At 31.7% G+C, this 21,666-nt stretch carries 20 protein-coding genes; 4 read left to right on the top strand and 16 right to left on the bottom strand.

Features of this window, described 5'->3' with window-relative positions; genetic code table 11:
• Positions 1 to 4: 4 nt before the first annotated feature.
• The 16 genes from DFQ10_RS09480 to DFQ10_RS09405 form a co-directional block, all read right to left on the bottom strand.
• The gene (locus DFQ10_RS09480; protein WP_115817173.1) at positions 5 to 316 is read right to left on the bottom strand and encodes an antibiotic biosynthesis monooxygenase family protein; all 312 of its coding nucleotides are present in this window, start codon (positions 314 to 316) and stop codon (positions 5 to 7) included.
• A gap of 104 nt (positions 317 to 420) precedes the next feature.
• Positions 421 to 1,272, bottom strand: coding sequence for an SH3 domain-containing protein (locus tag DFQ10_RS09475; protein WP_115817172.1), 852 nt, complete (start codon positions 1,270 to 1,272; stop codon positions 421 to 423).
• Positions 1,273 to 1,457: 185 nt separating this feature from the next.
• Entirely contained in the window at positions 1,458 to 7,034 is a 5,577-nt protein-coding gene (locus DFQ10_RS09470; protein WP_115817171.1) for an alpha-2-macroglobulin family protein, read from the bottom strand.
• 237 nt (positions 7,035 to 7,271) lie between these two features.
• Positions 7,272 to 7,577 carry a GIY-YIG nuclease family protein gene (locus tag DFQ10_RS09465; protein ID WP_115817170.1) on the bottom strand — a complete coding sequence of 102 codons (306 nt, stop codon included), beginning with the start codon at positions 7,575 to 7,577 and terminating at the stop codon, positions 7,272 to 7,274.
• Between the two features lie 103 nt (positions 7,578 to 7,680).
• A complete protein-coding gene (locus DFQ10_RS09460; protein WP_115817169.1) occupies positions 7,681 to 8,442 on the bottom strand; it encodes a DUF6090 family protein in 762 nt (253 codons plus the stop codon).
• Positions 8,443 to 8,482: 40 nt separating this feature from the next.
• Positions 8,483 to 9,229 carry a hypothetical protein gene (locus tag DFQ10_RS09455; protein WP_115817168.1) on the bottom strand — a complete coding sequence of 249 codons (747 nt, stop codon included), beginning with the start codon at positions 9,227 to 9,229 and terminating at the stop codon, positions 8,483 to 8,485.
• Between the two features lie 70 nt (positions 9,230 to 9,299).
• Positions 9,300 to 10,010, bottom strand: a complete 711-nt coding sequence (locus DFQ10_RS09450) for a DUF6090 family protein (protein ID WP_115817167.1) — start codon at positions 10,008 to 10,010, stop codon at positions 9,300 to 9,302.
• Between the two features lie 60 nt (positions 10,011 to 10,070).
• Positions 10,071 to 10,853 carry a DUF6090 family protein gene (locus tag DFQ10_RS09445; protein ID WP_115817166.1) on the bottom strand — a complete coding sequence of 261 codons (783 nt, stop codon included), beginning with the start codon at positions 10,851 to 10,853 and terminating at the stop codon, positions 10,071 to 10,073.
• Positions 10,850 to 11,605: a hypothetical protein gene (locus DFQ10_RS09440; protein ID WP_115817165.1), complete on the bottom strand. Its 756-nt coding sequence runs from the start codon at positions 11,603 to 11,605 to the stop codon at positions 10,850 to 10,852. Before DFQ10_RS09440 ends, DFQ10_RS09445 begins: the two co-directional genes overlap by 4 nt.
• 134 nt (positions 11,606 to 11,739) lie before the next feature.
• Entirely contained in the window at positions 11,740 to 12,528 is a 789-nt protein-coding gene (locus DFQ10_RS09435) for a DUF6090 family protein (RefSeq protein ID WP_220352450.1), read from the bottom strand.
• Positions 12,521 to 13,237, bottom strand: a complete 717-nt coding sequence (locus DFQ10_RS09430) for a DUF6090 family protein (protein WP_115817163.1) — start codon at positions 13,235 to 13,237, stop codon at positions 12,521 to 12,523. The genes DFQ10_RS09435 and DFQ10_RS09430 overlap by 8 nt, the downstream gene beginning before the upstream one ends.
• Complete coding sequence (locus DFQ10_RS09425; protein ID WP_147299201.1) at positions 13,234 to 13,932, bottom strand: DUF6090 family protein; 699 nt, start codon at positions 13,930 to 13,932, stop codon at positions 13,234 to 13,236. The genes DFQ10_RS09430 and DFQ10_RS09425 overlap by 4 nt, the downstream gene beginning before the upstream one ends.
• 31 nt (positions 13,933 to 13,963) lie before the next feature.
• A complete protein-coding gene (locus DFQ10_RS09420) occupies positions 13,964 to 14,671 on the bottom strand; it encodes a DUF6090 family protein (RefSeq protein WP_115817161.1) in 708 nt (235 codons plus the stop codon).
• A 42-nt stretch (positions 14,672 to 14,713) separates the two neighbouring features.
• Positions 14,714 to 15,454 (bottom strand): DUF6090 family protein, encoded by a 741-nt coding sequence (locus DFQ10_RS09415; RefSeq protein ID WP_147299200.1) that lies wholly within the window; start codon positions 15,452 to 15,454, stop codon positions 14,714 to 14,716.
• Positions 15,455 to 15,489: 35 nt separating this feature from the next.
• Positions 15,490 to 15,825, bottom strand: coding sequence for a hypothetical protein (locus DFQ10_RS09410; protein WP_115817159.1), 336 nt, complete (start codon positions 15,823 to 15,825; stop codon positions 15,490 to 15,492).
• A 32-nt stretch (positions 15,826 to 15,857) separates the two neighbouring features.
• Positions 15,858 to 16,655, bottom strand: coding sequence for a DUF6090 family protein (locus tag DFQ10_RS09405; RefSeq protein WP_115817158.1), 798 nt, complete (start codon positions 16,653 to 16,655; stop codon positions 15,858 to 15,860).
• Positions 16,656 to 16,940: 285 nt separating this feature from the next.
• On the opposite strand from DFQ10_RS09405, the gene amaB reads away from it, so the two are divergent.
• The 4 genes from amaB to DFQ10_RS09385 all read left to right on the top strand — a co-directional run bounded on the left by amaB (position 16,941) and on the right by DFQ10_RS09385 (position 21,665).
• Entirely contained in the window at positions 16,941 to 18,494 is a 1,554-nt protein-coding gene (gene amaB, locus DFQ10_RS09400) for an L-piperidine-6-carboxylate dehydrogenase (protein WP_115817157.1), read from the top strand.
• A gap of 176 nt (positions 18,495 to 18,670) precedes the next feature.
• Entirely contained in the window at positions 18,671 to 19,600 is a 930-nt protein-coding gene (locus DFQ10_RS09395; RefSeq protein WP_115817156.1) for an OmpA family protein, read from the top strand.
• 23 nt (positions 19,601 to 19,623) lie between these two features.
• Positions 19,624 to 20,211, top strand: a complete 588-nt coding sequence (locus DFQ10_RS09390) for a hypothetical protein (protein WP_115817155.1) — start codon at positions 19,624 to 19,626, stop codon at positions 20,209 to 20,211.
• Between the two features lie 92 nt (positions 20,212 to 20,303).
• Positions 20,304 to 21,665, top strand: coding sequence for a DUF1800 domain-containing protein (locus DFQ10_RS09385; RefSeq protein ID WP_115817154.1), 1,362 nt, complete (start codon positions 20,304 to 20,306; stop codon positions 21,663 to 21,665).
• Position 21,666: the final 1 nt, after the last annotated feature.

Raw genomic sequence — 21,666 nt, 5'->3', positions numbered from 1 at the left:
GTATTTAATCAAGTTTAAATTCATACTCGCGTTCTACCTTACAAATCTTTACGTTATACCAATTGTACCATTGTTCACGTCCTTTTTGTTGGGCTAATAAATGTTCTGTATTGGCTTTCCAGTTTTTTATAGCTTCTAAACTTTCCCAATAACTTACGGTAATACCAACATCATCTCTAGCAGAATCTATTCCAATAAAACCCGTTTGTTGTTTGGCTAGATTTTCCATTTTTTCAGCCATTTCTGAGTAGCCATCTATATCTTGACTTTGTGTTGAGGTAAAAATTACAGCGTAGTATGGTTTGAAGTTTTTCATGTTAATTTAATAAATATGTCTTGTTGAGCGCAGTCGAAACCTTTTTGGTTAAGATCTTTCAACTGCGCTCAAGGAGACATTAAGTTTCAATTTTAATCTATTTTTTAACAACCATTCGGTATATCAAATTCTATTATCTTTTCAGTAATGTTGTTTTCAAAATCCGTGAGTATTATTTTTAAAAATACACGTTTTGTTGAAACTCCAACAGGATGGTCTTTTAGGTTTTCAATTTTCTTAAAGTAATCTAACCAGTCTTCACCACATTGATCAATGACTTCTGTTTTTAAATCTTCTGTAGCTGTTTTGATGAATTTTTTCCAATCATTTTCTGTGTAAGCTAAAGTTTCAAATGCATTAGATCTTACTTTTTTTAATGGTTTCCATTCAGAATCAAAATGTTTCCAATTTTTTGAATCACATTGTGCATTTTCCGACATAAAAGATATGCTGTTTTCGTAACGTTGAAAAATACTGACATGCTTATAATCATTATCAACCAGTACAATTTGTTTTCTTTCAGGTGATGCACCTAAATCTACATTGATTTTTGCTGAATCTTGTTGTTTTAAGTTATGAAGCCTTTTGTAATCACTAGTGGCTAAATTCTTTATTTCAACATTCAATTTATCTAAATCTAATCGGATGGTTTTAGAAATTTTTGTTGATGACAAGTAGCCATTAAAAACATAACCAATATGGTTTCTGGTTTCAACTTTTACCCATTCTCCACTTACTTTTTCTCCAGCGTCAAGAATTACTAGTTTTTTATCCGTTTTTTCTAATACTCCAATGGCTTCGCCATAAGCTAATTTACTCAGCATTTTACCACTGACATCTGGTTGATCTCTAAGTGATAATCCACTTTCTGCAGCTACATAAGCTTGTTCTTGTGCGCTAATTGTAGTTACACCTAATAATAATCCTACTGCTAAAATTTGTTTTAAAAAGTTCATAATCTTTAAATTTTTGGGTTAAACATTTTTAGCGGTTTATGTTTAGGATGCTTGTCTGTCGACCGACAAGTTTTAGTTTGTTTAGTGTTTTTATATCGTCATTGCGAAGCTGACTTTTTTGTTAGTTGTGGCAATCTGTTTGTTATTCGTTCCATATTCCTTGCAATGACGTTCGTGTTTATTTATTATTTTTCAACAGTGACCCATTGGCCTTTGTTTCTTACCAAGTAATCATCATTATCGTACATAGCTTCAGCTTGCGTTCCTGGTAAATAGTATGTTCCTAAATACGATGCGTTTAACATTACAGAGAATGTTTTTGTACCATACTTGCCACTGCCGTTCATATCGAAATAGAAATTAACTCTGTCATCTCTAATGTCAGTATACCTTGCATTGCTCACTGTGGTATCTCCAAAATCTGTAAAACGTGTATTTACAATATCCCAACCCGATGGAAAAATTTGAGTTAAGGCCACATCATTCACATAATCTCTAGTTAAGTTGGATATGCTAACTGTTGCTACAAAATCTTGACCTTGTTGCAAATTGGTAACATTAATTTTGTTGCCTTGTAAATCTTTATAAACGGTTGAAATTGAGAAGCCACGTTGTTCTGCTATTTCTTCACCTAATTTTAATTTACCAGAATTTAAGACTCGTACATAAACTAAGTTGTCTTTTCCGTTGGTGATGGTCATTTGGTTTGAGCCTTCGTTAATAGGAATGCTACGTTGCGAAATACCGTTTTGTGTATCAATAGTTTCCGTTTTTCCGTTGATAGTATAGGTTAGTTTTAATTCTTTACCACCATTCTGAGTAATCATTTTGCCTATAGCTAATAAGTTATATGCTGTGGTTTGTGTACTCATCCATTGATCGCTTGATAGAGATTTTGCAATAGATTTAGCTAAATCATGTTTTTTAGGATGATTGGTAATAAGCATTGTCTCTAATGCCATGGCTCTGTTTCTGTATAATGAACCATAGGTGTATGAATCGTTTTCTGGTGATTCAAATTCAATATTTGCCATTTTAGAAATCGCTTCACTAGCTTCTTTTTGTCCGGCTAAGGCATAAGCTGCAGCTAATCTCCATTTAGCATCGTTAGAAATTTCTTCAAACTCTCTTAATCGGTTCATGCTTGCTAAGTCAGGAGCTCCAGCTAATGCTAAGGTGTATAAACGATACGCTTGTGCAAAATCACTATGATAATGCTTATAACTTGGTCTCCAATTACGAGCGGCTTGTCTTTGGTAAGCAATCCAATTGCTTTTAAAAGTTAGCGGTAAAATGAATCCTTTCTTTTCTGCTTCTATCATAAAATGACCAGCATAACTTGTTCCCCAATCATTGGCTGTGTTTTCTCCCATCCAATAACCTAATCCACCACTAGCATTTTGAAAACGTCCTAAACGTTGAATTCCATTTTCGATATTACGTTGTACTTGCTTTTTCTTTTGAGGTGTTAAATCAAATATATCTGCTAAGAATAATTGTGGAAATACGCCAGAAGTGGTTTGCTCAACACAGCCATGAGGATAACGAATTAAGTATTCCATGCGTTTAGTGAAATCCATTGGAGGTAAGGTTGAGAATTCTACAGTTGCAGAATTAGTTCCTGGGACTCCAAAAGTTGTAATCTCAACTGTTTGTTTTGCGCTAGCTTGTATTTCACTATCAATAACACGAGACGTGAACGGATTTGGATTTTCCACATCAATCTCAACTTTGTAAGTTGATTTTTCTCCATTTCCTGTGGCTACAACTTCAACAGTGTTAATGCCTTTTGCTTTGGTAACATCCAATTCAAAATATACCATTTTTTCGTCTGGTTTGCTAAATTGAAGTGATTGCGATTTGTTACCTTTTACAGTAATACCATCACTTACATTTACTGAAAGGGTTACGTTTTTCACTTTGTTTTCCATAGCAAACACAGTAACTGGTAACGTTACTTTTTCACCTGGACTTAATTTTCTTGGTAAGGTTGCTAAAACCATTAACGGCTTCTTCACTTGTACTGATTTCTCAACACTACCATAAGCTTCGGTGTTATTATTACCAGCAACAACCATTGCACGCACTGCGCCAACATAATTTGGCATTTTTAATTGGTGCGTTTTTGTTTTTCCTGCATCTAATAAGAAAGGTCCTAGATAAGTTACCACAGGTTTAAAGCGATTTGCTTTTTTGTTTTTTCCACCAGCTGCGCTGCCATCTCCACCAATAGCGAAGACTTGATCTATGCTTCCAGAATACGCTCCGATAACATCATCGAAAATATCCCAAGTTTTTACTCCTAAAGCTTCACGAGCATAGAAACTATCCCAAGCGTTTGGCGTTTTAAAACGTGTTAAATCTAATAGCCCTTCTTCTACAACAGCAATGGTATACGTCATGGCTTTGTTGTTCTTTTCAGACACTTTTATCTCGTAAGATTGCTCTGGTTGAATTGCATCTGGCATGTTTAAAACAGGCTCTAATTTTGTTGCAGGATTTTCTACCATCATCGGAATCACTCCATACAAACGTATTGGTAAATCATTAGATGTGATGGCATGTGGCTGTAATAACGAAATATTAATAAATACATTCGGTGCCATTTCTGCAGTCACAGGAATATCAATAGTTGTTTCACCTGGCTTAGTTTTTACCCACTGATGTTGTAATACTTCCGTTCCATTTTCAATACTTACTAAAGCTCTGCCTTCGCTACCTGATGGAAAGGTGAGTTTTGCTGTATCACCAACATTATAGTTGTCTTTATCTGTTGAGAAGACTAACATTTTTGCCGCTTCTTTATCACCTGAAGCTGAATTAGACCACCAATTTTTATAGAAGTACGCTGTGCGACCTGTGGCATGACCACTTATAGGATCTACAACTCTAATTAAATAGCGACCACGATCACTTTCTGGAATATTGAGTTTAAAACTTGCTTTTCCATTAGCATCTGTATCTATTTCATATTGTTGCACAGGTCTGTGGTAATTGCTCGATACGTAGTTTGATAGGTTGTCGTAAGAGGAATTCCACCACCAGCGCCATTCAATTTTATAAACTTTGACTTCTAATTTGTTACGTTGAATGGGTTTGCCGTCAGCCGTTACTGTAGCAATATCAAAGGTTTGATTTTCGTCTGTAAAAAATGAGCCATAATTGTTCCCTTTAGGCGATTGTAAACCCACAAAACTTTCATAAGGTGCGTAAGGCATTGTAAAGGCATCTAGTGAAAAATCACCACCATTTTCAAAAGCTCTTACTAAGAACTGAGCCGTTAACATACCAGGAGCATTCTTACCAATATTGAGTTTAGAATCTACTGTTGCTTTTCCGTCTGCATCCAAATAGCCTTCAAAAACATTAGTTTCTTCTGAGTTAAAGGTTTTTGTTGGGTCACTGAACGTATAGTTTTTGTAACCTTTAAATCCGGTATAAGATGTTGTGAATTTTACTTTAATTTCTGCTTTTAAATTTTTTGCAGGTGCACCATGTAGCCAAGCTACATTTAAGTCTCCTTGAAGCGGTTTGTTATTCGTTAAAACATCATCCTCAAAATCAATTTTTATTTTTAATCGGTTAGGTTTAACCGTTTCAATTTTTAAGCTTTTAGTGAAATTTGCTCCACCAACAGAAACTTTAGCATTGTAATTTCCTGTTTTGTAATCTGATGAGGTTGGTACAGTAAAATCAAAGAAATTATTAATGTTATCTATGGACACTTTTCTATACACTAACTTACCAACAGGATCTGTGATTTCTAATTTTACAGGATGTCTTTTCGGTAACTCATTAGCCTTGTCATTTAAAACAAAAGTTAAGAATAAACTGTCTCCTGGTCTCCAAACGCCACGTTCTCCGTATATGTAGCCTTTTAGTCCTCGTTGCAATCTATTACCAGACACATCAAATTTACTTAGCGATAAAGAATTACCATCATAAAGCTTTACATAGCTCACACTCTTGCCTTTTGTAACAATGGCAAATGCTGCTCGTTTTTTAGCATCAATTTCTATGATACCATCTGTATTAGTTGAGCCAGTTGCCAATTCTTGCTGTTGATGATTATATAGTGTCACTTTGGTACCACTTTCCGGATTTGTTGTTAATATATTAGTGACCGCAAAGAAGTAATTATTGTCGTTGCCTTGCTTTGCAATTACACCAAGATCTGAACTTATAAGATTAAGTGATACTGTTCTATTTCCGTAGTTGAAATATGAATCTGTACAAGGGTTATTTCTATCTCTGTATCTATAATTGGTGTTTCTGTAATTGTAGCTTAAATTATCCCAATAACGTTCTTCACGAAGATTTTCTTCCTCTTCTGTAAGCTCTTCAGTTTGGTAAAAATCTTCTTCGTAATACTCATCATAATAATCGTCTTCTTCAACATTTGTTGTTTCGGAATTGGATGTACAATCGTAGAGTGAGTAGTCTTTTTTAAACCCTACTTCTACACGATAGATGGCTCCAGGATCTGCTTGTAAATATTTTGATAAATCGATGCTGTAAGCTTTCCACTTGCCTGTGTTCTGAGCTTTATCTTGAAGAAGTGTGATGGTTTCTTTTGCAATACGACGACCTACTTGTTTTATAGAGTGTTCGTAATTACTATCCATATTGTTTTCTTGAAGAAATTGAAGAACATTATCTTCAAATATCTTGATAATTCTTACATCTACTTTACTAAGGTTTACAGCTTCGAAATTGAATTTTAAGTCTTTAGAATTTGGTAATATAGAGCCATTGCTAATTAGTCTTACTTGTGGTTTTAATTCTTCAAAAGTTAAGGTTTGTGAGTAGGCATTTTTAAGTTTAAAACCATCTGTATTTTTAATGCCTGTAAATACATCTACTTTAATGTCACCAACTAATTTAGTATCTGGATACACTTTTAGTACGTTGCCATCTACGATGTATTTTGGATTTTTTACATTCTGAATAGTCACTAAGCCTGCAAAGTTTTGCTGCTTTTTTATAGGATCAGAGAAGTTAATGGATAAGTACTGCTCTGGATTTTGAATGACTTGTGTTTCTATAATACTAAAGTTATTCTTACCAGGAATATTAATGAAATTATCACCTTTATTTTCGGCTTTAATAGCTTTGCCATCCCAAGCAATATCAATTTTACTATCTTCAATTTCGCGTTTAATACTATCGATTTTAAATTCGAAATATTTTGACGGTTCAGAGACTTCTAGCCAAACTAAATTTAAGTCTTTTTTATTCTGCTTTGCTGTTACTAATTGTTTTGCATCCTCTAAAGAAATAACATCAGAAGATCGTAATTGGCCTAATACATATTGCCATTCTTTACTATAAGACTGTAGGTTGTTGGTGTTGATACTAAAACTTGGTGTGATGGTTTTAAACTGAAAGGTGTAGTTTTTAAATTCTGCAGGAATTGTTTTATAAATGTTACCCAATTTTACGGTAACACCATATTCTGTAGCTGGTTCTAAAGCTTCGTCTGGCGTAAAAAGTAAAGTGTGTTTGTTAACAGCTATGAGTTTACCTTGAATATATGGTTGTGTTTTAATTAAATCTGCATCTAATTCTTGTTCTATTTCCCAACCTTCTACAGCTTCAGCTAAATTAATTTTAATCGGATCTGATACAGATACTAATCCAGAGGTTGTATAACTGATGTAATCTCTATACTTGAAAATATTATCGGTTTCTACTGGCTTTTTTTTACAAGAAAATACCAAATTAAGAATAAGAAGTAGGAGGAGGTGTTTTTTGATGTTCATGGTGTTGATGGTATTAAGAGTAAAACTTTGATTAAAAAGAAGGGTAGGTACATTCTTGTTAAATAGTTACGCCAATTTTTAAGGGTTTAGACTTTTGTCTATTGTTAAATTGTTCTTAAAGTTAAGAATTGTTATCAGATGAGTTAATGAAATTGGGATTGTTTTTGTATAATTTTTTGACGAATTTTGTCATTCCTGCGAAAGCAGGAATCCACTGTATTGGTCATTTTTTACTATCTAGAGACTTGGCCAGTCTTTAGATAAGTCTCTCCAATTAGGATTTTCTTTTTCTATAAGATCTATTTTCCATTGACGTTTCCATTTTTTCATATTTTTCTCTCTTTTTATGGCGTCATTGACGTATTGAAACGTTTCAAAGTAGATTAATCGATTAAGACTATATTTTTTGGTGAATCCATCAATAAGTTTGTTTTTGTGTTCAAACATTCTCCGTTCTAAATCGTTTGTAATTCCAATATATAATGTTCCGTTGTACTTATTTGAAAGTATGTATAAGTAGTATTGATGAACATTTTTATGCATTTCATTCGATTATTACATGTGGATTAGCTGCGCTGAACCTAAAGGTTTGTCTGCCTTCGCAGGAATGACAATAAGGTTTAGGTTTTAATAAATGCTAAAAATACTATGGACTCTCGGTGACTTTATTAATCTCAGTTATGGCATCTTTGCTAAGCTGAATTAAAGCATCGTATTGAGGAATAATAGTTTTGTCTCTAATAGATGCTTTTGTTATAGCATTTCTATAAAGCACAGAATTATGAACTTCTTTTACAAATGCATCAACATCTGTAATAGTGATATTAGCGTCTTGCTGCTCTTTAGCACTCATAAAAATGGTGTATCCCATTTTCATATCAAACGTGTGTTCTAACTGCGTTTCTAAATTATCTACTCCTGTATTAGTTTCATTTTCTGTTATATATAGATATTCTATGGCAGATTTGCGCACTAGTAATAACTTATGCAGGTTACTGCCATTTATTAATGCCAGATAAGGCGATTGCTCTAATGTATTGAAACCACTTTGGTTTGCTTTAAAATTAAATACATCAAAAACATATATGGCATTCATAGAAGTTTCCAAATCGTAGGTATTGTTGAAAAAAGTGAGTTGTTCCTTTTTATAAAGTGGTATTAATTTTTCTCGTTTTGATTTTAAAGAATCAAGCATTAAAATATCATCTTCAATATTATTTTTTATGATTGAAAGGGTTTTCATTAAGGCTTCTTTCTCTTTTTGCTGAGCATTCCAATTATTAATTTGAAGCGCAATAAGAATACCAATAACTACGAGGATAATTTCTCCAATGGCATAAAGTAAATATTTACTAAACTTATTTTCTGAGAGTAATTGTTGTCGTATGCGTCTAAAAAATTTTATCATTGAATAGCGATTTTTAATAATAAAGTATGTTGTGTTTTCGTTATTTTTTCAATTCCTTATTAATAAGAATTTCAATTTCTTCAATATCAGATAGAATTTTCTTAAATCTTTTAAGACTTCCTTCTTCCGAATCTACTTTGTTATTTTGACTGGACTCCAATGCTATAAGAACCTCTATTTGACGATTTTTTTCAAATACCCATTCTAATAGTTTAGGTTGGTTTTTAATATTTTTAAATATAAAATCTACACTGCCATATATTTGACTTGCATTAAATTCTGCATTTGATGCTCTATCATTATTGTATTTAGAAACATTTTCTGTTTCTTCTTGGTATTTTCTTAAACTGATTAATTGTTCTCTAATAAAATGTGGTATTAGTTTAATATCTCCTGTATTTTCTAATGTTGTAATAGTGTTAGATTTGAATTGAACATTTTTAAAGAACCAATTTAAATTACTAATATTATTAATTATTTGAATTGTAGGAAGGTTTGGTTGATTAAAAGTTTCTTTATAGGCTTTATATTTCACCATATTAGAATCAATTGATAATGAAGCCTCTTTTATATATTTTTTGTCTTTTTCAAAATCCCTTAGTAATTGTTTATAATAAACTTGTCTTAAATTTTCAGTTTTCCGTTCATCATTGAGATTATTTAGTTGTAAGGCAATTAAAATTCCAAGCACAACTAACACAATTTCTCCGACTGCATATTTAAAATACTTTCCAGTTTTACCTTCTGAAAGTAAGTTTTGGCGAATTTTTCTAAAGAATTTTATCATTTAATAGCGATTTTTAATAATAAAGTATTTTGAGTTTTAGTAATTAATTATGCATTTTGATGTGCTTTCGTTATTTTTTCAATTCCTTATTAATAAGAATTTCAATTTCTTCCATATCAGATAGAATTTTCTTAAATCTTTTAAGACTTCCTTTTTCCGATTCAGCCTTCATATAATGGCACCTTTCTAATGTAATAAGAAGCTCAATTAAGTTTTTTTCTTCAAATACCCGTTCCCGTAGTTTGGGTTGATTTTGTATGTTTTTATAGGCAAATTCTGGACTCCCATATCTATTAGCTGCCATTGAACCCGCTTTGCCAGCTTCACCATTATTGTATTCAGAAGCCTCTTCTGTTTCTTCTTTATATTTATCTAAACGGATTAATTGTTCTCTAATGGTTGGTGGTATTAATTTGATGTCACCAGTATTCTGTAACGTATTTACCGTATTAGATTTGAATTGAACAGTATAAAGTTGCCAATCTAAATTTCCAGTTGCAGAAACTATTTCAATTATTGGTAAGTTTGGTTGATTATAGATTTCTTTAAAGGCTCTAATTTTTACCATATTTGAATCTATGGCTAAAGATGTCTTCTCTATATATGCTTTGTCATTCTTAAAATCTTGTAATAATTGTTTATAATAAACTTGCCTTAAATTTTCGGTTTTTCTTTCATCATTAAGATTGTTTAATTGTAAGGCAATTAAAATACCTAGAACAACAAGTATAATTTCACCGATTGCATATTTAAGGTATTTGCCTATTTTGTTTTTTTCCATAAGGTCGTATCGTATTTTTCTAAAGAATTTTATCATGCTTAAACTTTAATTTTTATGATGTTATGTCTTCTTTTCTAAATAGTCATTTATGAGCTTAATTGTCGCTTTACCTTTTTCGTTATGAGTAACTCTAACCTTGTTAGAAAACAAAATGTTCTCTTTTAGTATTGTAAAATCTTTAAGTGCTTCTTTTTTTTGATCTTCATTTAGATTATTAAAAAAGTGAATGATATCTTCATAAGTTACCTCGTTAGTATTTGAATTCCATCTAGGTGCCATAGAAGCCTCCCTTAAAAAGGCATTATCCGTATAATCATTCAGTCTGTAATATGCACTTGTTTGTAAGGCAATGTAGGTATTTTCTTGTTTTATAACTTCTTCGACATGCTTATAGTAGTTTTGTATGCTCTCTCTTAATTCCTCTGAAGCTATTAGCGCTAGCTTACCAGAAAATTTCATTTCACTGAATACTACGTCATTTCCTTCAAACCAGTTGGCCCCCTGAACGCTGTTTAAAGCTCCTAAGAAAGCTTGTTGATTTGATGTAATTGAATTTGTTCTTATCATACGCATTATCTGAGTGAATGCATCTAGTTTTAGCGTGTCTTTATTTAAATGCATCTCAAGTTCTGTTTGGTCTTTGTGTAAATCCTTTAGAATTCTTTGCAGATAGTTTTGTTCGTATTGACTATTCTTTCTGTTTTCATTCCAATTATTAATTTGAAGTGCTATGAGAATCCCAATAACCACAAGTACAATTTCGCCAATGGCGTATTTAAAGTACTTGCTTGTTTTATCTTCTGAGATCAAGTTTTGTCTGATGTGTCTAAAGAATTTTATCATGGTTTTAAGTTTAGCTCTGAATTTAATAAGTTGGTTAGGCGCTCTGTCATGGCTTTAAAGACTTCTAAACTATTCTTTTGATAAATAAGCATTTCTAACTTAAGTGTTACAATATTCCATGCTTCCAAATTATTAAATAGCTTTTCAAAATCTGTTGCAGGTCCTCCAGATACGAGGCTGTTTTTATACCTGTTAAGAGCGATTTGTGAGTAATTAAGATGTTTGTTTATAAAAGGTTCTATAGTTAATGAATATTGATCACCTATGCCTTTATCAATAGTATTAAAATGGTTCAGTTGAATACTAAATGCTTGCAACTCGTCTTTAATTTTGGTGTTATTTACTTTAGCTAAATAGCCTTCATTCATAAACTCTTCAATTATTGGATAATTAAAATCATTGATCCAAGCTGTACCTAATGCACCTAAGGTTTTTTGCAGCGTTGGTATAGAATCTTTATTGTTAGAACTTAATATTTCGAGCGTTTTTCTATTTTGAATGACTAAACTATCAATGTCATAAATTAAATTGTCCAGATTATCACGACTACTTTCTAATTCTTCGTACATACGTTGAAAGTAGTTGGTTAAGGTAAGCTGTTGAAGACGTTTTTGATTCCAATTATTAATTTGAAGTGCAATGAGAATCCCAATAACTACTAGGAATATTTCTCCAATGGCGTATTTAAAGTATTTGCTAGTTTTATCTTTTGCGAGTAAATTTTTTCTAATTTTTCTAAAGAATTTTATCATAGTGTTTAGTTAGTTGTCATTTTGACCGATAGTGAGAAATCTCATAATGAGATACCTCGTCGCTTTGTTCTGTCGGAATGACCTATTGTTTTTTTATATTTCTAAAAAAATTAATCATTGACTGGTTATTTTTATTAGTCTTTAATTTCGGCGTCAATCAAATCTAATATTTCTTGTATTCTGTTGTGCAAAGCCTCTGATTGCAGATTCGCTGCTTTATTTAAAGTAATAGCGTTTCCAAGAAGACCTTCCAACTTTCTGCTGGTTAATATTTCATCTAAAGGAGCACTTAGTTTTGAGGTCCCAATTTCTATTTTGTAAGAATCTTCGTTTTTATCTAACAGCCAAAGATGTTTAGAATCGTTCATAAAACTATTTGAGACATCTCTACCTAAACCTAACTCTGCTAAAATGAAAGCAAATTCTTCATTTACAGTCTTAGACCAATTCACTTCAATTTCTATCACTCCAACTACATCTGACGACCAATTTGAGAGTAAACGTTTCAATCTTTTATTGCGAATTAAAATTAAATTACTTGAACTGGTTAAGTCATTTTGTATAGGGTCGTATGTTGGATCATGAAAAGCGTTAGCAAGATTTTTAACAAGACTGTCATGAGCAACTTCATTAGGTTGGTCAAAAGCTTTTAATAATTTAATAGCTGAGAAAATTATCTTGTCTCTAGTCGTCATTTTTTCTTCTAATTGTATAAGGTTTTCTTGATAATCTTCTTGCAATTGTTTGAGTACAACTTGTTCCTTTATTCGATCTTTTCTGTTTTCATTCCAATTATTAATTTGCAATGCAATAAGAATCCCGATAACCACAAGAATAATTTCGCCAAAAGCATACTTTATATACTTACCTGTTTTATTTTCCATAATGAGATTTTTGCGGATGTTTCTAAAAATCTTAATCATTTTTAGTTGTTTTAGAAAGCTTTTTTATTTCTGATATTTTTTCTAATGCCAGCTCTATATTAGTCACGTTACCAAGTCTATTATCTTTATAAAGTTTAAAAAATGTAAGGTTAGATGGAGTCTCAAAGAAGGCTTTTGAATCCGTAGGTTTACAATACTCGCGCCACTTAAAATCTGAAAATTCTTGTTTTATTACGGGATGCCAATCTGTTTTAAATGAGGTTTCTACATCGTTAAATGCTTGGTAAACATTGTATAATACTTCGTCGTAATATGAAATTAATGCTAATTGAAGTTCATTGTTAGAAATGGTTTCTATTCCTTTTGATTTTAAGACTTCAAAGGCACTAGATTGAGATTTAAACCTTTCAAAACATATGATTTTCCCCATCCAATAATTTAAGCTGTCACCATAATTTCCCAAAGCCACTTGCTCTAGTAGTTGATCTGTTAATATATTGGCTTGCTTTGATTTTTTTAATCTATCGGTTAAAACAATGGAGTCATTTTCTAAATTTTGTTTAATTAATAGTAAAATTTCTTGTTCGTAGTTTTGATTCTTTCGTGCATCATTCCAATCATTAAATTGCAGTGCAATTAAAATTCCAATAACTACTAGGACAATTTCACCGATGGCGTATTTAAAGTATTTGCTGGCTTTACCTTCGTTTAAAAGGTTTTGACGAATTTTTCTGAAGAATTTAATCATTCTGTTTCTTTAATTATGGCATCAATAATTATTTCTAACTGCTTAAGGTTATTGCTAGCCGATTTTACCCTGTATAAATAATCATCAATAATGTTTTCAAATTGTATGTCTTCGAATATATAAAGCTTGTCTATGTTTAGTAAGGTTTTGCTTTTCCATTGTAACACGCCATGCATATCGATATCTTTCATGGAATAATGTTTTGATAAATAAGGAATTAATTCATTATCAATTTTTAATTCAACTCTACTATAACTGACATCAGTTTTCTTTAGGGTTCTTGTCCATTTATAAAGTAAATTTTTTAAATCTTCATTTTGTAATAACTGTAATTTACCTGACTGTAATAAGTCTGAAATTGTATTTTCTGAAGGCCTGAATGAACCGGTTTCTAGCATTACATACATCAAACTATCCAAATTGTGTTGTAGGATATGTTCTCTTTTTTGTCCAACAAGATTCATTAACGCTATGGAAGCTTTGCAACCTTGATTGTTTTCTTCAACACCTAATTTTAAAGCAACTTTATTTTCTAAAAATTCAGTGTGTATATTTTTTAGGATAATTTTTTCTTCATTTTGCAGCTGTCTTTCTTGATTCCAATTGTTAATCTGTAGCGCGATAAGAATACCAATAACCACGAGGAATATTTCTCCAATGGCGTATTTGAAGTATTTGGATGTTTTGTTTTCCATTATTAAGTTTTGACGAATTTTTCTAAAGAATTTAATCATTACTTAGTTCGGTATTAATAATCGATAAGATTTCCTCTGCTTTTCCTATAATTTTTAAATACTGTATATTTTGGTTTTGAGTACCTATAGATTTTAGTGTTAATGCATTCAAATAAGCATTGTCTTTTATTAACAGAGACATATTTAATGGAGACACTTCTGCATTTATATTCATACTCCTTTTTGCTATCGCAGGATGCACTAATTTAGGAGTAATAATTTGATGTTGGTAAATTTGAATACTTTGTTCCATGTTTTTTTCAACCCTTTCACTGTTTGAATAATATCTAAATATTAAATCTCGTAAAGTTTTATTTTTTATAAAGCTACCTGAGCTACTTGATTGTATTTGATTGATGGTTCCTTTTTCAGGAATAAAATAAGATTCACCAAATAATGTTAATGTCATGTTTGCAAGTAACGTTTCATCTTGTTCTGTAAATTTTTTTTTTGAGGAAATAAGTGTTAAGATTGTATCAATATTATGTACCATTAGATTATTATTTGCAACTCTAGCATTGAGCGTCTCTATATCAAAAGTGATATCATTTTTTAGGTCTTGTAAATAAACAGTCTCTTGATTATTTATCTTTCTATTTTCATTCCAATTGTTAATCTGAAGCGCAATGAGAATCCCAATGACTACAAGAACAATTTCTCCTGCGGCATATTTAAAGTATTTAGAAGTTTTGTTTTCCATAATTAAATTTTGGCGGATTTTGCGGAAGAACTTTATCATTGATTATTGGTCTTTTTTCTTGAGTTCTTGTTCAATAAGCTCAATAATTTTATCTATTTCTTCAGCAATTTCCATTTGGCTTTCAACTAAATTACTTCTAGTAAACATTGCAAGTTGCGTCGTTTTAAAAAGGTCCATATCAAGTATGAAATTCTGATAATCTTTTATTTTTAGACTGTACAAATTGAGTGTGTCCGAATACTTTCGAGGCATTTTTCGCGGTTTTGAGAAATCAATTTCGAAGTATTTTTTTTGATAAGGGAACATCATATTTGAAATATCGAATTCCTTATTTTTTCCTTGAAAATCACTCTGTAAACGCGTAAAGCTCAGTTGGAAAATGTTTGTAATGGCAATGCGCAAACTGTCGTTAGAAATGGTATTTAATCCAATAGTTTTCAAATTATCAAAACCACTGGTTTTGGGTACTATTTCGTAATCACTACCTATCTTAGAGAACGCACGATAAATTGAATCGGAATAAGATACTTTAGCACGAATTGCATCTAAAAGATATTGCGATAAACTTAGCGCCTCTTTATGTCTATCTGCAGTCCTAATAACATCATTTTTTGTTTGGAATAAATCGCTTTTTATTTCTTTTAATATTTGAACTTCTCGCTGTTGTAATTTGCGATTCTCATTCCAATTATTAATCTGAAGCGCAATGAGAATACCAATAACTACAAGAAAAATTTCACCAATGGCGTATTTAAAGTATTTGGATGTTTTACCTGTTTCCATAAGGTTGTATCTTATTTTTCTAAAAAATTTAATCATTAGTAAAGTATATTATCCAAGGTCATGTCTAAACGTTCTTCCATCATACTAAAACTGCAATCCGAAAAGAATATCTTATACATCTCTCTTCTAAAAGCAGCAAGTTCCATTTCAGTGTAATTATGGTTGTCAATAGAACTTTCAATTTTATTTAATCGCTTTTTTTTAGAATGCTTATGGAATTTTTTATGCATTTTTAAAAATGTTTTTTTTGGTATTTTGTTTTGAATCATTTCTAATTCTTCTTCCGTTTCCTTTTTATCTGCATTTGCACAGAGTAGCATAATGTAAACCTGTAATTCTGTTTTGGTCCAATTTGGCTTTTTGTTTTTCATGGGTTTTTTGTTTTAATTAATTAGAAATTTAATTATATAGCGTTTTCAATTTCAATAATTAGGTCTTCTAATTGCAATTTTATTGATTCTATAAAATTGATTTTTGCCTCAATATTACCTATTGTTAATCGGAGGTCTTTTTTTAAATCAACATCATTTTTTAACGGATTTATTATGGATTTAGCCAGCTCTATTGATATGTTAATTTGGCATTCTTTTGGCAAAGCAACCTCATAGGTTTGTCTGATTTTAATATAAATATCACCACACTTAGATCTTATTTCATCTTGTATAACATCAGGCATTTTACTTCTAAGATTATCTCTATAAGTATTTTTAAGCGTCAAGGTGGTGGATTCTGCCCAGTTGTATTCATAATATCGTATTATGGATGTTTTGAGTTCGTTAAGTTGAATTAGATTAATTTGCCCAGAAGATAAAAGTTCTTGGTATGTAGATTTCGCAGAAATAGGATTTTGTATCTGACTAGCTTGGTATAAATGAATTAAGTTTTCTACTGGATTTTTGTCCGCACTTTCAGAATGTTCAAAAATTAACATTGCTTTTTTTGCATGGCTCTTAACTTCATTAGAATAATTAAGTGTGGCTTGCATAATTGCTTTATCTTCCTTTAAATCTTCTAAAAGCCTTATACAGTATTGCGACTCTAAGCTCTTATTAACTCTGGCAATATTCCATTTGTTAATCTGAAGCGCCATAAGAATACCAATAACCACAAGAATAATTTCACCTATGGCATAGAGAAGGTATTTCGAAAACTTGTTTTCGGAGATTAAGCGTTGACGGACACGTTTAAATAATTTAATCATTTACTTTCTTTAGGTTGAAAGCAAATTAGGTATATGGTTGTAGTTGAGGTTGGTTAACTATTTGTATTTAAAGTTATTAAAATGTTACAGATAAAACTATTACATTTTTATATAATCTCAAAATTTGTTGAAAATCTAATCTATTTTAATTGAAATACGTCTTAAAATAGACGAATTACTAATGTTTATTAAATTAACACCCTTTGCAACTAAAGCTACAATTAGACTGAGTTTTTATTAGTAACTTCGCATCAAAATTTAATAATTCATAAAAATTAAACACATATGGAAGCAATTGCTACCGATTTCGGAATAAAAGAGGCTTTGAGTCAATTAGGAGTTAAAGACTTAAATGATGGGACTTCAACCGGTTCAAATAATTTTTCTAACGGAGAAATTATTGAATCATATTCACCTGTTGATGGTAAACTCATTGGGAAAGTAAAAACAACAACAAGAGCAGATTACGATAAAGTAATGGATACTGCAACTAAGGCATTTTTGTCTTGGAGAGATATGCCAGCACCACAACGTGGAGAAATTGTACGTCAGTTTGGTAACAAATTAAGAGACTTAAAAGAACCTTTAGGTAAATTAGTGTCTTACGAAATGGGTAAATCTTTGCAAGAAGGTTACGGAGAAGTACAAGAAATGATTGACATCTGTGATTTTGCAGTAGGATTGTCTAGACAATTAAACGGACAAACTATTCCATCGGAACGTCCAGGACACGTAATGAGAGAGCAATGGCACCCAATAGGTGTTGTTGGTATTATTTCTGCGTTTAACTTCCCAGTTGCTGTTTGGGCATGGAATACTGCTTTAGCTTGGATTTGTGGTGATGTTTGTGTTTGGAAAGCCTCTGAGAAAGCACCTTTATGTTCTATTGCTTGTCAAAACATAATAGCAGGTATCTTAAAAGAAAACAACTTGCCAGAAGGTATTTCTTGTATCATCAATGGAGATTACAAGGTTGGTGAAATGATGACTACAGACTCTAGAATTCCTTTAGTTTCTGCTACAGGTTCTACAAGAATGGGACGTATAGTTGGTGCAACTGTTGCAGAGCGTTTTGGAAAATCTTTATTAGAGTTAGGCGGAAACAATGCCATTATAATTACACCAACTGCGGATTTAAAAGTGGTAGTTCCTGGTGCTGTATTTGGTGCTGTTGGTACATGCGGACAACGTTGTACGTCTACAAGAAGACTAATTATTCACGAATCAGTTTACGATAAAGTAAGAGATGCCATTGTCGGTGCTTATGGGCAATTAACTATTGGAAATCCATTAGATGAAAAAAATCATATCGGACCATTAATAGATAAAGAATCAGTTGAAACTTATTTGGCTGCAATTGAAAAGGCAAAAGCTGAAGGCGGAAACGTTTTAGTTGAAGGTGGTGTTTTAGAAGGTGAAGGTTATGAGTCTGGATGTTACGTAAAACCAGCAATAATTGAAGCAGAAAATCATTTTGCTATTGTTCAGCACGAAACATTTGCGCCTATTTTATACTTAATGAAATATTCTGGTGAAGTTGAAAATGCTATTGCTAAACAAAATGGTGTTGCTCAAGGTTTGTCTTCAGCCATTATGACAAACGAAATGAAAGAAGCAGAGAAATTCTTATCTTATGCTGGTTCAGATTGTGGTATTGCGAATGTAAACATCGGTACTTCTGGCGCTGAGATTGGTGGTGCTTTTGGTGGTGAGAAAGAAACAGGTGGTGGACGTGAGTCTGGATCTGATGCTTGGAAAGTTTACATGAGAAGACAAACAAATACAGTTAACTACTCTGATGAATTGCCATTAGCGCAAGGCATTAAATTTGATTTGTAAGACTTATTTAAGTCTCAAAAAATATGGAAGCCACATCGAAAGATGTGGCTTTTTTGTGTGCATAACTTTAGTTATGAATCAGTTATGTGACTTTTTTTTAAATGGTGTTTCCTATATAATGTTAAAAGATGTTAAAAATTTAATATCTTAAGCATTAATAATTAAAACACTAACCAATGAGTAAAAAAACATTATACCTTTTAGGTATATTACTTACTATCATTATTGGTACGTTGTTATTTTGCTATTTATGTGACAATTGTCACTGTTCTGAAACTAGCAAAGTTGCAACAGAGGAGACCAATACAATTATTGCAGAACCCAAAGTGAAGTCAATCACCAAAAATGCATTTGTTATTTCTGATGCCAATGGAGACTTCAATGTTAAAATTAATGACAACTTTAATTTTAAAACCTCTAACTTTTCAATTTTAGATACTATTTCCCCAAGCGTAAGCGAAGGCGTTACTAAATTGAAAGACTTCCTTTTAGAAAATCCATTAAAGACGGTAGATATCACTGGTTATTATAAGAGTGATGAAATCAATAATTCTGCCTTTCCAGATCTTGGATTAGCAAGAGCAAATAGCGTAAAAAACTACTTAGTATCACAAGGAATTCCTTCTAAGCAAATTAATATTAATGGACAATTAAACGATGCTATTAATCCAGATGATTCGGGTACATTATTTGGACCATTAGAATTTGGGATGTTAACATCTAAAGAGGGTGCTATAGACGAAACTTTGACTGCTGTTTGTGATGATATTAGAAAAAATCCAATTGTATTATACTTTAATACAGGACAAGCACAAATTAATTTAACAACCGAGCAACGTGAAAAAATCGCAAACATCTCTCGTTGTGTAGATAAGCTTGGCGTTAAAATACAAGTTGTAGGTCATACTGATAATACAGGTAGTGCCACTACAAACATGCGTCTTGGTCAAGAACGTGCAGATTTTGCTAAAGATTATTTGGTAAGAAACGGAATTTTAGAAGCAAATATAGAAACGTTTTCAAAAGGACCAACAGATCCTATTGCAGATAATAATACTAAAGACGGTCAGGCTAAGAATAGACGTACTGTAATAACAATTAACTAACTAACTTAAAAAAGATATAAATTATGAATTGGTGTATATTAATCCCATTACTTGTAGGTGCTATTTGTGCATTGCTAGGCTATTTTCTTGGAAAACTTCTAGGAGGAAGTAACCACGATGATTGCAATGATAGAATAGCTAAACTTGAAGCAGATTTAGAGGCTTGTAGAAAAGCGAGAACTTCATTAGAATCTGACTTAAGTGCATCAAAAAATGCAGCATCACTTTTAGAATCTGATTTAAAATCAGTAAAGCTAGAAAACGCTAATCTTGCCTCATCTTTTGCGGCACCAGCTGCTGTTGCTGCTTTAATTCCGTTTAATGCAGATGCAGCGAAGGCTGTTTTTGGAAAGAAAATTAAACAAGATGACTTAACCGTTGTTGAAGGCATCGGTCCAAAAATTAAAGAATTGTTTCATAATCATGATGTTAAAACATGGAAAGCACTCTCTGAGTGTAGTGTTGAAAAATGTCAATCTGTTTTAGATAGTGGAGGAGATCGTTATAAAGTGCATAAGCCAGGCACATGGCCAGCACAAGCAAAGTTTGCATATGAAGGTAAATGGGCACAACTATTAGAATGGCAAGACCAACTTGATGGTGGTAAATAATCACATCAAAAATATTTAATGATAAAAACCGTTTCAATTTGAGACGGTTTTTATAGTTTTAAACTATTTGTAAATATTTAAGTCTTAGTAATATGATACAGCAAGAGCTTCAACATTTATATTGGCGAGTTGGTTTTGGCCTTAATCCGGCTAACTTTAATTCATTGCCTAAAAATAGGCAGCAAATAGTGGATGCTATTTTTGATAATTCAAAATCAACATCACCTCTTAAAATTGACTTGTCTTTTATGAACGGTGTTACTGTAAAAGACCTAAAAGAGAATCCTAAAATTGCTCGAGAGCTAAGAGTTACAAGTAGAAAAAAACTAGCAGATTTAAATTATGCTTGGTTAAACCAATTGGTAAATACTAAAGAGTTACTGAGAGAAAAAATGACTCTGTTTTGGGCTAATCACTTTGTGTGCAAAGTCAATCATGTGGTTTTTGCTCAAAAATTTAATAATACGCTTAGAACGCATGCGCTTGGTGATTTTAAAACTTTTGTAAAAGCAATATCTAAGGAAGCAGCAATGCTCAAATATTTAAATGGCAAACAAAATAAAAAAAACCAACCTAATGAGAATTTTGCTCGCGAACTAATGGAGTTGTTTACTTTGGGTGAAGGACAATATTCTGAAAAAGATATAAAAGAAAGCGCCAGAGCATTTACAGGTTATAACCATGATTTTGATGGAAATTTCAGGTTTAAAATGAAAGTTCATGATCAAGGTGAAAAAACATTTTTTGGTAAAACCGGTAATTTTTCAGGTGATGATATTATTGATATCATTCTTGAAGATAAACAATGCGCGACCTATATATCAGCTAAAATCTATCGTTATTTTGTAAATCCAAAACCTAATAAAAAACATATTGAAGCCATGGCTAATGTTTTTTATAAGGATTATAATATCGAAAATCTAATGCGTTTTGTGTTGTTGTCAGATTGGTTTTATGATGATGAGAATATAGGTGCAAAAATTAAATCACCTATTGAATATTTAATAGGCATGGTAAAAACAGTTCCTGTTAAATTTGAAAGAGAAAAGGATTTACTTAAAATTCAGAAACTTTTAGGACAAACCTTATTGAATCCGCCAAATGTTGCAGGTTGGAAAGGTGATAAAGCTTGGATTGATGCTAATACTATAATGGTGCGTTTAAAATTACCTTCGGTTATGTTGAATAACGCTGTAATTTCTTCGGGTGAAAATGATGAGTTAAGAAAGAAGTATTTCAAGAAAAACAAAGGGAAATTACCTATTAAAGTCACTGTTGATTGGAATACATTTTCAGAAAATTATAAAAATATTAATCCTGAAAATCTTCAAGATTATATCCTTCAAGGAAATAGTAATAAAGGTACTGCAGACTTTTTAAAAACGTTGAGTAAAACTTCTAAGCAAGAGTATTGTGTTCAGCTAATGTCGTTACCAGAATATCAAATGTGTTAAT

The sequence above is a fragment of the Winogradskyella eximia genome (genome assembly GCF_003386165.1).
Lineage (GTDB): Bacteria > Bacteroidota > Bacteroidia > Flavobacteriales > Flavobacteriaceae > Winogradskyella > Winogradskyella eximia.
The sequence above is the reverse complement of the archived record's forward strand: the minus strand, read 5'-3'. Positions and strand labels throughout refer to the sequence as shown.

Excerpts from the sequence above, each read along its gene's own strand:
- DFQ10_RS09480 (WP_115817173.1), bottom strand. The coding sequence starts at position 316 with ATGAAAAACTTCAAACCATACTACGCTGTAATTTTTACCTCAACACAA.
- DFQ10_RS09475 (WP_115817172.1), bottom strand. The coding sequence starts at position 1,272 with ATGAACTTTTTAAAACAAATTTTAGCAGTAGGATTATTATTAGGTGTA.
- DFQ10_RS09470 (WP_115817171.1), bottom strand. The coding sequence starts at position 7,034 with ATGAACATCAAAAAACACCTCCTCCTACTTCTTATTCTTAATTTGGTA.
- DFQ10_RS09465 (WP_115817170.1), bottom strand. The coding sequence starts at position 7,577 with ATGCATAAAAATGTTCATCAATACTACTTATACATACTTTCAAATAAG.
- DFQ10_RS09460 (WP_115817169.1), bottom strand. The coding sequence starts at position 8,442 with ATGATAAAATTTTTTAGACGCATACGACAACAATTACTCTCAGAAAAT.
- DFQ10_RS09455 (WP_115817168.1), bottom strand. The coding sequence starts at position 9,229 with ATGATAAAATTCTTTAGAAAAATTCGCCAAAACTTACTTTCAGAAGGT.
- DFQ10_RS09450 (WP_115817167.1), bottom strand. The coding sequence starts at position 10,010 with ATGGAAAAAAACAAAATAGGCAAATACCTTAAATATGCAATCGGTGAA.
- DFQ10_RS09445 (WP_115817166.1), bottom strand. The coding sequence starts at position 10,853 with ATGATAAAATTCTTTAGACACATCAGACAAAACTTGATCTCAGAAGAT.
- DFQ10_RS09440 (WP_115817165.1), bottom strand. The coding sequence starts at position 11,605 with ATGATAAAATTCTTTAGAAAAATTAGAAAAAATTTACTCGCAAAAGAT.
- DFQ10_RS09435 (WP_220352450.1), bottom strand. The coding sequence starts at position 12,528 with ATGATTAAGATTTTTAGAAACATCCGCAAAAATCTCATTATGGAAAAT.
- DFQ10_RS09430 (WP_115817163.1), bottom strand. The coding sequence starts at position 13,237 with ATGATTAAATTCTTCAGAAAAATTCGTCAAAACCTTTTAAACGAAGGT.
- DFQ10_RS09425 (WP_147299201.1), bottom strand. The coding sequence starts at position 13,932 with ATGGAAAACAAAACATCCAAATACTTCAAATACGCCATTGGAGAAATA.
- DFQ10_RS09420 (WP_115817161.1), bottom strand. The coding sequence starts at position 14,671 with ATGGAAAACAAAACTTCTAAATACTTTAAATATGCCGCAGGAGAAATT.
- DFQ10_RS09415 (WP_147299200.1), bottom strand. The coding sequence starts at position 15,454 with ATGGAAACAGGTAAAACATCCAAATACTTTAAATACGCCATTGGTGAA.
- DFQ10_RS09410 (WP_115817159.1), bottom strand. The coding sequence starts at position 15,825 with ATGAAAAACAAAAAGCCAAATTGGACCAAAACAGAATTACAGGTTTAC.
- DFQ10_RS09405 (WP_115817158.1), bottom strand. The coding sequence starts at position 16,655 with ATGATTAAATTATTTAAACGTGTCCGTCAACGCTTAATCTCCGAAAAC.
- amaB (WP_115817157.1), top strand. The coding sequence starts at position 16,941 with ATGGAAGCAATTGCTACCGATTTCGGAATAAAAGAGGCTTTGAGTCAA.
- DFQ10_RS09395 (WP_115817156.1), top strand. The coding sequence starts at position 18,671 with ATGAGTAAAAAAACATTATACCTTTTAGGTATATTACTTACTATCATT.
- DFQ10_RS09390 (WP_115817155.1), top strand. The coding sequence starts at position 19,624 with ATGAATTGGTGTATATTAATCCCATTACTTGTAGGTGCTATTTGTGCA.
- DFQ10_RS09385 (WP_115817154.1), top strand. The coding sequence starts at position 20,304 with ATGATACAGCAAGAGCTTCAACATTTATATTGGCGAGTTGGTTTTGGC.